This is a genomic window from Mucilaginibacter sp. P4_E8 (assembly GCF_056401495.1).
This window is the reverse complement of record NZ_JBFUJG010000034.1, coordinates 42,807-53,199: the sequence shown is the minus strand read 5'-3', so window position 1 is coordinate 53,199 and position 10,393 is coordinate 42,807. Positions and strand designations below refer to the sequence as shown.

General features: G+C 40.5%; 11 protein-coding genes and 1 tRNA gene. 4 read left to right on the top strand and 8 right to left on the bottom strand.

Going from position 1 to position 10,393, the window contains the following annotated elements; translation table 11 throughout:
• The 8 genes from AC1DRQ_RS14725 to AC1DRQ_RS14690 all read right to left on the bottom strand — a co-directional run.
• Positions 1–136: glycosyltransferase (locus AC1DRQ_RS14725; protein WP_477425462.1), on the bottom strand; the 136-nt coding region annotated here is incomplete at its 3' end.
• Positions 137–247: 111 nt separating this feature from the next.
• Positions 248–1,735 carry a POT-type proton-dependent oligopeptide transporter gene (locus AC1DRQ_RS14720; protein WP_477425461.1) on the bottom strand — a complete coding sequence of 496 codons (1,488 nt, stop codon included), beginning with the start codon at positions 1,733–1,735 and terminating at the stop codon, positions 248–250.
• A 114-nt stretch (positions 1,736–1,849) separates the two neighbouring features.
• Positions 1,850–2,770: a hypothetical protein gene (locus AC1DRQ_RS14715; protein ID WP_477425460.1), complete on the bottom strand. Its 921-nt coding sequence runs from the start codon at positions 2,768–2,770 to the stop codon at positions 1,850–1,852.
• 167 nt (positions 2,771–2,937) lie between these two features.
• Positions 2,938–4,116: an acetyl-CoA C-acyltransferase gene (locus tag AC1DRQ_RS14710; protein ID WP_477425459.1), complete on the bottom strand. Its 1,179-nt coding sequence runs from the start codon at positions 4,114–4,116 to the stop codon at positions 2,938–2,940.
• Positions 4,117–4,188: 72 nt separating this feature from the next.
• Positions 4,189–4,707 carry a hypothetical protein gene (locus AC1DRQ_RS14705; protein ID WP_477425458.1) on the bottom strand — a complete coding sequence of 173 codons (519 nt, stop codon included), beginning with the start codon at positions 4,705–4,707 and terminating at the stop codon, positions 4,189–4,191.
• Complete coding sequence (locus tag AC1DRQ_RS14700) at positions 4,707–4,871, bottom strand: type II toxin-antitoxin system antitoxin (protein WP_477425457.1); 165 nt, start codon at positions 4,869–4,871, stop codon at positions 4,707–4,709. The genes AC1DRQ_RS14705 and AC1DRQ_RS14700 overlap by 1 nt, the downstream gene beginning before the upstream one ends.
• A 4-nt stretch (positions 4,872–4,875) precedes the next feature.
• Complete coding sequence (locus AC1DRQ_RS14695) at positions 4,876–5,406, bottom strand: hypothetical protein (RefSeq protein ID WP_477425456.1); 531 nt, start codon at positions 5,404–5,406, stop codon at positions 4,876–4,878.
• 4 nt (positions 5,407–5,410) lie between these two features.
• Positions 5,411–6,268, bottom strand: coding sequence for an SPFH domain-containing protein (locus AC1DRQ_RS14690; RefSeq protein WP_477425455.1), 858 nt, complete (start codon positions 6,266–6,268; stop codon positions 5,411–5,413).
• Positions 6,269–6,381: 113 nt separating this feature from the next.
• On the opposite strand from AC1DRQ_RS14690, the gene AC1DRQ_RS14685 reads away from it, so the two are divergent.
• The 4 genes from AC1DRQ_RS14685 to AC1DRQ_RS14670 all read left to right on the top strand — a co-directional run bounded on the left by AC1DRQ_RS14685 (position 6,382) and on the right by AC1DRQ_RS14670 (position 10,140).
• Positions 6,382–8,448 carry an HD family phosphohydrolase gene (locus AC1DRQ_RS14685; RefSeq protein ID WP_477425454.1) on the top strand — a complete coding sequence of 689 codons (2,067 nt, stop codon included), beginning with the start codon at positions 6,382–6,384 and terminating at the stop codon, positions 8,446–8,448.
• 78 nt (positions 8,449–8,526) lie between these two features.
• Positions 8,527–8,616, top strand: a tRNA-Ser gene (locus AC1DRQ_RS14680).
• Between the two features lie 161 nt (positions 8,617–8,777).
• Positions 8,778–9,074: a hypothetical protein gene (locus tag AC1DRQ_RS14675; RefSeq protein WP_477425453.1), complete on the top strand. Its 297-nt coding sequence runs from the start codon at positions 8,778–8,780 to the stop codon at positions 9,072–9,074.
• Positions 9,075–9,456: 382 nt separating this feature from the next.
• Complete coding sequence (locus AC1DRQ_RS14670) at positions 9,457–10,140, top strand: FISUMP domain-containing protein (protein ID WP_477425452.1); 684 nt, start codon at positions 9,457–9,459, stop codon at positions 10,138–10,140.
• Positions 10,141–10,393: the final 253 nt, after the last annotated feature.

The following is a 10,393-nucleotide window of genomic DNA, read 5'->3' as shown; positions in this document are numbered from 1 at the left end:
TCTGTGTACCATCGGGCGACCCATCGTCAATAATGAGCAAATGAAAATCATGCGGGAGAGAAAATACTTTGCGGATCATCCGCTCGATATTTTCCTTCTCGTTATAGGTAGGTATAATAACAATACTATCTGGCACTTAAAAAATATCAGGTAAACAATGGGCAAAAATAATCGATTCAACCCGGTTTTAAAATAAATAAAGCAGTTAAGTAATAATTACCCAACCGCTTTACAATAACKCTAAAATTTATAAATTATTAGTGTCTGCAATAACCTGGTTTTCTATGTAAGGATCAGTTATATAGTTTCGTTCTTTTAAGCGTGGTGCAACAAACAGAAATACCAGGATAAATACAACGATGAAAATAACAAAGAACCATTCATAGTTTGCACCTTTAAGCATATGTGCCCACCAGCCGCCGTCTTCTATTAAGCCATTAACAAGCGCGGTAATAAGATTACCGAACGATACAACCAGGAACCAAATACCGGTCATGGTACTTTTCATTGATTTTGGTGAGTGCGTATAAGCGTATTCCAGGCCGGTGATAGATACGAGCACCTCGGCTGCTGAAAGTATCATAAACGCAAGCACCTGCCACCAGATGGAGGGTTTACCGCCATGATCCAGGCTGGTGTGTATTATGCCAATTACCACGAATGATAAAGCTGTTAAAATCAGGCCGATACCAAGTCTTCGCAGCGGGGTTGTTTTTAGACCAATTTTGTCGAACCATGGATATACTACATAGTTGAAAAATGGAATGAATAGAAGAAGGAACACTGTATTAACAGTTGATAACTGACCAGGCAGCACTGTGAACGAGGTAAAACCCAGGTTAATTACACGATCCATTCTTTCGGCATATAGGGTCCACTCAGACAAACATTGATCCCAAACAGCCCAAAATGCCAATGCGAAAACGAATACCGCCATAACCCGGTATACTGCTTTCACACCTTCAACGCGTTCGGGGTTATACGGGCCTTTGGCAACATCAAGCATAGATTGCCCCGGTTTGCGTTGACCTGAATGAGTTAGTGCATACCAGGTTATAAATACCAGGTTATTGCGATTAACCCCTTGAGGGGGAACCTTTACATATTTTTTACGGCCCGAAAAAAATATGATGGTAGCCAGCGCCATCAGGATACCTGGGATACCAAAAGCCCACCTGGGGCCAAAGTGATCATAAGTCCATGGAATAGCAAGGGTTGAAATCATAGAGCCGGAATTGATACTGAAATAGAACCAGCCGTAAACTTTCGAAAGCAGATCCTGGTTGGTAGCATCAAATTGATCGCCCACATTAGCAGATACGCATGATTTAATGCCGCCGGCGCCAATTGCAACCACAAGTAAGCCTAATTCAAAACCACCAAGGCCACCATCGAACATGGCCAACATTAAATGCCCCAAACAGTAAATCATCGATACATATAAGATAAGTTTGTATTTGCCGGTAAACCAGTCGGCCACCATGCCACCTACAAATGGCAAAGCATACGCCACCATCACAAATAGATGGTGTAGCTTATTGGCTTTAGCGTTGGCCACGTCGTTTAAAGCGTCGACATGATTGGGGTTAAAAAACTGGTTTACCAAAAAAAGTGTCAGTATAGAACGCATACCGTAAAAGCTGAAACGCTCTGCCGCTTCGTTGCCGATGATATAAGGAACGCTCTTAGGGAATCTGGATTTTTTGGGAGCCACGATGGCTGGATTTTCTTGCATTAGTAATAATTAAAGTTTGCTAAAGTAGTATACTTTCTTTTAATTCAGAATTTTATACCGAAAGTGTTACAGTTTATAATATAGTTATTTTGATTTATAGCCCATAATGTGGGTTTAATTTTTTTTAGGTGTGGGTATAAGGCTCCTGTCCTGGGCTGCTTGTTTTTTTGGATCAACATATTCATTATCACCATTATTGGGAATGTTACGCATGTCCAGGTTCTCTAAATATACCCAATGCCCGTTTTTTAATTTATAACCGTCGTAACTCAGGTCGGGGCCAAAGGTATCGGGTTGGTCCTTCATTTTTTTATCAGGGGGTGACAGATGATCAAATACAATTAAATTTTGATCAGGTATGTATCTTAATAACATGGATACCTGACGGGCGTATTCAAATATCACTCGTTTACGGTTTTTGCCATTGCCATCAAAAATGGACATGCCAAATGATGGTTTATCATTAGCAAAGGAGAGTACATCAATTACTTTTTTGGTTGATTTTATGGTATTGCCTTTCCAGCCTATTAAAATATAGTAAGCTTTTGGTGCATAAACAGGGATGATCTTATAATACTGTGCCCCATACCATTTATGATTATCCGTTACAGAATCTTCGGGGTTTTTTAGTAATGGCGAATAATCCTCCAACGGGAACATTTTTAACGGGCCTCCCGTATTCATTTGTACAGTGCCATAAAACCGGTAGCTGCCGTCCTGATTAATAACATGCCAGCTCAAGATGCGGAAACGATTATCGGGCGAGTTGATGATACTGATGCTTTTAACAGAATCAAAAGGGAAAAGAAACGAATTGGGTGTTTTTAAAGCTGATACCAGGGTTTTAATAAACAGATAATTAGCGTTTTTACGTTCCAGGTCATTTTCGTCATTGACGAATTTTTTACCTAAAGAGCTGAGGCTATCCTGGTAAATATTTAATTGTTTTGTATGTGAGCTTTCATCCGAATGCTGGGCATAGATATTAAAACAAAGCAGGAGGGATATGAAGGATACAAAAAGTTTCTTTGTCACAATTCCAATCGTTGTTTTATAAATGTAATAATTTATTGTTTAAATGTACTATTCAGTTCGGAGCCCCCTCTAAATCTCCCCCGGAAGGGGAGACTTTACTTTTAAGCCCTCCCTTCCGGGGAGGGTTGGGTGGGGTCTCCTCGCAATGACGTGGAGTTTTATTTTTATTAACGTAAATTTTCAATAACCATTGCGCTGGCCCCGCCGCCGCCGTTACATATTCCGGCTGCGCCATATTTACCGTTATTTTGCTGTAATACAGATAATAAGGTAACAATGATACGTGCCCCTGAAGCACCCAGTGGATGGCCTAAAGATACCGCACCGCCATTAACGTTAACCTTTGCGGCATCAAGTTTTAAAAGTTGGTTATTGGCTATGGATACAACAGAAAATGCTTCGTTGATCTCGAAAAAATCAATCTGATCAGTTGATAAACCGGCCCTGTGCAAGGCCAGTGGGATAGCTTTGGATGGTGCTGTGGTAAACCATTCCGGTGCCTGTTGCGCGTCGGCATGTGCTATTATCCTGGCCAATGGTGTTATGCCCAGTTCATCGGCTTTTTCCCGGCTCATTAATACTAAAGCCGCAGCGCCGTCATTTAAAGTTGACGCGTTGGCGGCTGTTACCGTGCCATCTTTTTTAAACACAGGTTTAAGCGATGGTATTTTTTCAAACTTTACCGCTTTGGGTTCTTCATCTTCTGCAAATAAAATAATGTCGCCTTTTTTATCTTTTAACTCAACAGGGGTTATCTCCTGCAGGAACTTGCCCTCGCTTTGGGCTTTTTGCGCCCGGTTATAAGATTCAATAGCAAAAGCATCCTGCTCTTCGCGACTGATATTGCAATCAACGGCACACAGTTCGGCAGCCGAGCCCATGTGATAGTCGTTATAAACATCCCACAGGCCGTCTTTAACCAGTCCGTCGGTGATCTGTCCGTTACCTAAACGGTAGCCGTTGCGGGCTTTATCAAGGTAATAAGGTACATTACTCATGCTTTCCATACCACCGGCAACCACAATATCATTTTGGCCTATGGCAATGCTTTGAGCTGCCAGCATAATAGCTTTCATGCCCGATGCGCATACCTTATTAACAGTAGTTGCAGGCAGATATGGCAATCCCGCGAATATGGCTGCCTGTGTAGCCGGTGCCTGCCCCAAATTGGCCGACATTACGTTACCCATATAAACTTCCTGTATTTGATCTGGCTTTAACCCGGCTTTTTCAACCGCCGCTTTGATAACCTGCGCGCCCAATTGCGTAGCGCTGATGGCTGCTAAACTACCTCCAAAACTGCCAATAGGTGTGCGTGTGGCAGCTACTATTACTACTTCTTTCATGTGTCCCTCATTAAATCGGTGGGCAAATTTAGTGATTTTGTAATAAGTAAAAAGCTATGCATGCATAATAATTTACAAATGTGGATTTCTGCTATGTCTTTTTTTAAGAATCAGAATATGTGAAGAAAGGAAACATAATAAGGTGATTAGTTGAATGGAGATTGTATTATTTAAAATATGTATATCGTCGGTAAGTGAAAAGGGATGGACTTTGAAACGTAAAAGTGTGCCATGTTCTTTGCAAGTCCATTCGTATTCATGTAAGAATATAGATGGATCTTCAAATTTAGCGATAAATCCATCATTCATGATTAGCTTGACACTTTCCCAGTGACGGTTTGAAGTTGCTTTGCCAATAAGAGTATCAGGGTTATTGTATATCAATATTTCAGCTTTGCCAAAGGGTTCAAAATCATAACCAAATTTCCAACCGATGCCGGCCGCATACACATTGCCTTCCTCACGTCCTAAACCATCATAAACAAGTTTGCCATAGTTGAGGATATGATCAGTTAAAATATATTCGCCATTAATTATATCCTGCCTTACCATGAACAAGGCTTTTGTCTGTTTTAATTCCTGATATTCCATTAATCCTTTTTCTTTTTCACCCCTTTTTTACGGCCAAGCAAAGCCTGTTGCAGCAGGTATTCGATCTGGCCGTTGGTGCTTCTGAATTCCTCGGCGGCCCAAATTTCTATCTCCTTCAATACATCGGGGTTAATGCGTAGTATAAATGCTTTTTTCTCAGCCATATTATTATCCTGCCGCCGCTGCAGCCTTCGCTTGTTTTAATAAAATTAAATGTATGCCTACCAACGCTAACAAGGGTAAGGTTGGTACGCTTTTGAGTAAGTTAAGATCGATATTTACTTTAAAAGGTGTTCCCCAACTCCACAGCTTACTTTCAATATTAACTATATCTCCATATTGATCGCTTATCCAGGTATGGGTACGTGAGAGTATCTTTTTGTTTAAAAAGGTAGCTTCAAAGCCATTGTTCATACTGAGCGCTATCTTCCGCGACCACAATTCCGGGGTTATAGTACCTATGGTTTCCTTTTCAGGTTGTTCTATCAAAAGTATCCTGCTCATAAAACCTTTACGTTTTATGGTCCAGGTGCCTTGATCTGTTTCAATAACACATACTCTTTTTAACAAAGCCGTGTAGGTGAGCTTGCCATAACAAAACTGCCCATCTGTTAGTTCATACCAGGGACGGAAAAATCCATGCCGAAGCACAGATAGTTCATTTGTTCTTAACTGATCAAAGCTTCTAAACTGATCCATATTATCAATGGTATAAAGTACCAGTATTAACTACTGGGCTTACACTGCGGTCGCCGCAAAGTACAACCAGCAGGTTGCTCACCATGGCTGCCTTGCGCTCCTCGTCAAACTCTWCTATGTTTTTTTCTGATAATTTATTCAGCGCCATTTCAACCATACCTACAGCGCCTTCAACAATGAGCCGGCGGGCAGCTATAATAGCCGATGCTTGCTGTACCTGTAACATGGAGTGTGCAATTTCGGGTGCGTAAGCCAGGTGCGATATCCTTGCTTCCAATACCTCAATGCCGGCGCGGGCAAGGCGTTCGTTTAGTTCTTTTTCTAATAAAAGGCTTACCTGCTCGGCGCCGCCTCTAAGGGTAATATTGGCAGTTTCGTCTTCCAGGTTATCATAAGGGAAGGAGTTTGCCAAATGCCTTACCGCTGCCTCGCTTTGTATGTTTACGTATTGTATGTAATTTTCTACCGCGAATACCGCGCTCGCCGTATCTTTTATTTGCCATACAATTACGGCGGCAATTTCAATAGGGTTACCTATACTGTCGTTCACTTTAAGCTGCTGGYCGTTAAGGTTAAATGCCCTTAATGATACTTTCTTTTTTTGGTTGAATGGGTTCATCCAAAAAAAGCCGTCCTTTTTTATAGTACCCACATACTTACCAAAAAGCGTAAGCACTCTTGATTCATTAGGATTTACAATAATAAAGCCGGGGAGTACAAACAGAACACCTATGGCGCCAATAATTGTACCTAAAGGTTCCTGACCAAGCCCCATGCAAATAGCAGCGATAACTAATATTACAAGGAACAAAGCAAACACGGTAAAGCCAGAGGGCGGGTTGATGGTTTTTTCAGATTCCATAATTAAAATGATTTTAAATTGATATCATAAAGATATCAACTTTAAATTGATAAAAGCAAGAAAAACTGCATTTAACAGAAACTTATATTATTTTTGAATGGTTAATTAAATAAATGGCAAAACTATCTTCTTCGCGCCAAAAGGCTTTACTGCGCAAATATGCCCGGAATGTTAAGTTTTTGATGATGCTGCTAAGCATTGGCTTGATCGTGTTTTTTTTACCCAAGCAGGCAAAATTCAGTTATGAATATGAAAAGGGACGAATCTGGAACCAAAAGGACCTGATATCGCCATATAACTTTGCCATATTAAAAACTGCACAGGAAAATAAGAACGATCAAAAAGCAGCCAAAGAAAGTATAACGCCTATTTATCAGTTAGATCCTTCGGTCGAAAATCAACAGATAGAAGGCTTTAAGAACGATATAGAAATAAAATGGCATAATGCCGGTATCAACGACAGGCTTAAACCAAAGTATATTTCAATAGGTATTGATCTGTTGAAAGAAATATATGAAACAGGTATTTTAAAACTAAATGCCCAGTATCAGCTCAATTCAGAAAACTATCCTATAACTATTTTAAACAAAAATGTTGCCGGCGAAAAAAATACCAATGAGCTGTTTACCAGAGAAAAAGCCCTGGCTTATTGTGATAAAGTACTAAGTAAACGTACCGATGTAGATAAGGCCTTTCTGCTTGATCTGTTACAGAACAGGCTGCAAACCAATTTGAGTTATGATAATAATTTAACCTCAAGGCTGGTGAACGAGGTAATTGATGGGCTGTCCATAACCCGGGGTATGGTTCAAAAAGGCGAGGTGATAGTTTATAAGGGATCAGTTATAAATGATGATGTTTATCAAAAGCTTGAATCATACAAACAGGCATTTGAGGATAATGCCCGTACAAACGGTAACCGCACTCTGGTATTGCTGGGCCAGTTTTTTCTGGTTTCCATAGCCATTTCGCTGCTCATGATATTCCTTTACCTTTTCCGTAAGGATATTTATGAGGACAACCGTTTAGTGAGCTTAATATTACTGGTAGTTACAGCTATGCTGGCAAGCCTCTCGCTGGCTATAAAACTGCAGTTACCCAATTTATATTATATACCTTATTGTATAGTACCTATTATTATCCGCATTTTGTTTGATACCAGGCTTGCACTAAACATTCACCTGCTGGTGGTTTTAATCGCGGGCTTTTTTGTGCCAAACAGCTTTGAGTTTGCCTATTATGAGATCACTGCAGGTATGGTATCTATCTACAGTATTAAAAACCTGATCAGGCGCGAGCAGTTCCTGATATCGGCAGTTATTATCACCTTTACCTATTTTGTGGCTTTTTTGGGTATTACATTTATACGCGAAGGTACATTCCTGGATATTGACTGGATGGATTTTCTGCCATTTGTAGTGAGCGTACTGCTAACCCTGCTGGCTTATCCGCTTATTTATATTTTTGAGAAGATATTCGCCATTACATCAGATATTACGCTTATTGAGCTTACTAACACCAATGCGCCTTTATTGCGCGAACTGGCCTTTAACGCCCCGGGTACCTTCCAGCACTCCCTGCAGGTAGCTAACCTTGCCGAAAACGCCATATATACCATTGGTGGTAATGCCTTACTGGTAAGGGCAGGGGCCTTGTACCATGATATTGGTAAAATGGAAAACCCTTTGTTTTTTATCGAGAATCAAAGCTCGGGCTTTAACCCGCATGATAAGCTGCCTTACGAAGAGAGTGCCCAGATCATCATCAGGCACGTAAGTAAAGGTATTGAGATGGCCCGTAAAGCCAACCTGCCCGAAATTGTGATCGACTTTATACGTACCCACCATGGTAATACCAGGGTCGACTATTTTTACCAGTCGTCTTTAAAGAATTTCCCTGAAAAATTCATCAACGAAAACATTTTCAGGTATCCCGGACCTATCCCTTTTTCGAAAGAAGCGGGTGTTTTGATGCTCGCCGACTCGGTAGAAGCAGCCTCGCGCTCATTAAAAGAGCCTGATGAAGAATCAATAAGTATTTTGGTTGACAGGATAGTAAAATACAAGCTTGATCAGAACCAGCTGAAAGACAGTAATATAACCCTGAAAGATATAGAAACTATTAAAACAATTTTTAAGCGGATGCTGATGAGCATCTATCATGTGCGAATAGATTATTAAAAATAGAACTTTTTTTTTGACAGGAAAMATGAATTACTATATTTGCAATCCCGAAAAAAGGGGACAAGTTTAAAAAAAGGAGAGATGCCTGAGAGGCCGAAAGGATCAGTTTGCTAAACTGACGTACTGGAAACGGTACCGAGGGTTCGAATCCCTCTCTCTCCGCCAGCTTCTATTAGAACGCCAAAAGCCTGCAAATTTTGATTTGCAGGCTTCTTTGTTTATAGTAAGTAACGCCTATTTTGGGGTGTTCTAAATCTCATATTCCTCAAAAATATATTCGCTAAGCTTTGGGTGTTCCACCTATAATAACTTGCCTATATTTGTCAATGCTTTATGAAATTCATATATACCTGGGGGCTGGTTGTATTACAGAAAAATACAGCCACAAATATCCGGTGGGCGAAAGACATGCTTTTTTATTATATCTTAAGGCTGATATTAATTCTGAATATAATTTAATAGCAGCAGAAGATATTGTTATTAGTCTTGGTTTAAATGAGATCGAGTTTTCAAAAGTTGGAAAGTTGAGCCCAGAAAAAGTAAATGATGATGAAAAACGAGAATATTACAATAATGCCATGAAAACAGGTTCAACTTTAATTGTGTATTCTGATCCTATTTAATTGCTGTCTCTTAATAAATAAATACTTCTGATAATTGATAAAATTATAGAAATGTGTTCTAATCGGTTGCCTTTATCCCAGCGAAATTTCCCCCATGCTGGCGCACGCGTGCCGCGTGTGCTTTCATCAACAAGCTGTTCATATACATTAGGATCACACGCGACACGCGTGCGCCAGCATAGGCAAGTACCGAAATATTTGCAAACGTTTTTCATTTATTTTTATACCGACCTTCAAAAAAACAAAGACATTCGGTGTTGATGGACATTTTATAATAACCTTTCTAATCGAATATTCGCTGGTTCGGGCCCTGTCCGGAGCAAAACCAGATTACTTCGAATAATCCGCCTTTTTATTGTAATTTTAATAAATCCTTTGCCCAATGAAGCCTAACCTGTTGTTATTTTTATCTTGTCTGCTGCTTTTTGCTGCCTGTAAAAAGGATGGCAAAAAAGAACCGGTAACTTCAGAAATTACTATAGCCGGTACCGTGTACCCAACCATTAAAATAGGGCAGCAGGAGTGGACGGCGGTTAATTACGACGGGCCGGGCGGCGTGGCGGGCCATTTTTACGAACCCAACCCCAATTATAAGAAGTTTTATACCCAGGCTGATTTAGCGGGCTTAAAGCTGCCCGCTGGCTGGCGTATACCTACCGTTGCCGATTTTAATAAACTGATGAGCAATTTTACCACCCAAAAAGATACCGACGGCAACTTCGTAGTGGATTATGATAAAACGCTCGCGCTAAAGTCAACGTCGGAATGGGAAATTAGCTACCCTTCCGATAAGCAGGGAACAAACACTTCGGGGTTTAATGCTTACCCGGCGGGGTATTATGCCTACCCATATAACGAAACACCGGGAAACTTTGCAGTGTTTTTAACCGCCACGCCGCTGCCGCCGGCAAAAGTTAGCGTTCACGCCACTTATTATTCGTTTATTATAACTCGGCTGTATCCAAACTTTTCCAGTGATGATTACACCAGGTGTTCCAGTTGCTTTTTAGACAGGGAGCATAATACCGACACGCCAAAATCGGTGAGGTTTGTGCGGGATAATTAAAGGTTTACCCGCTACTTCAATTCGCTTAAAACATACATTTGATCTAACAACTGGTTCGTAAAACACCCAGTCTGGGATTGTCATTTTGGACAAGTCACGGCAAAACCGCACACCCATTGTAACGTTTTCGTACGGCAATCAGCAAGTTGTTATTTGTAAACTATTTATTTTCAATTAATTATACATTTGGCACGAAGTTTAAATGTTATGACAACATTTACCGTATCGTTTAAAAATATGCATTAGCCCGGTT

Bases quoted from the DNA above. Each gene is read 5' to 3' on its own strand.
- AC1DRQ_RS14685 (WP_477425454.1), top strand. From the start codon at position 6,382: ATGGCAAAACTATCTTCTTCGCGCCAAAAGGCTTTACTGCGCAAATAT.
- AC1DRQ_RS14710 (WP_477425459.1), bottom strand. From the start codon at position 4,116: ATGAAAGAAGTAGTAATAGTAGCTGCCACACGCACACCTATTGGCAGT.
- AC1DRQ_RS14675 (WP_477425453.1), top strand. From the start codon at position 8,778: ATGCTTTATGAAATTCATATATACCTGGGGGCTGGTTGTATTACAGAA.
- AC1DRQ_RS14705 (WP_477425458.1), bottom strand. From the start codon at position 4,707: ATGGAATATCAGGAATTAAAACAGACAAAAGCCTTGTTCATGGTAAGG.
- AC1DRQ_RS14670 (WP_477425452.1), top strand. From the start codon at position 9,457: ATGAAGCCTAACCTGTTGTTATTTTTATCTTGTCTGCTGCTTTTTGCT.
- AC1DRQ_RS14720 (WP_477425461.1), bottom strand. From the start codon at position 1,735: ATGCAAGAAAATCCAGCCATCGTGGCTCCCAAAAAATCCAGATTCCCT.
- AC1DRQ_RS14700 (WP_477425457.1), bottom strand. From the start codon at position 4,871: ATGGCTGAGAAAAAAGCATTTATACTACGCATTAACCCCGATGTATTG.
- AC1DRQ_RS14695 (WP_477425456.1), bottom strand. From the start codon at position 5,406: ATGGATCAGTTTAGAAGCTTTGATCAGTTAAGAACAAATGAACTATCT.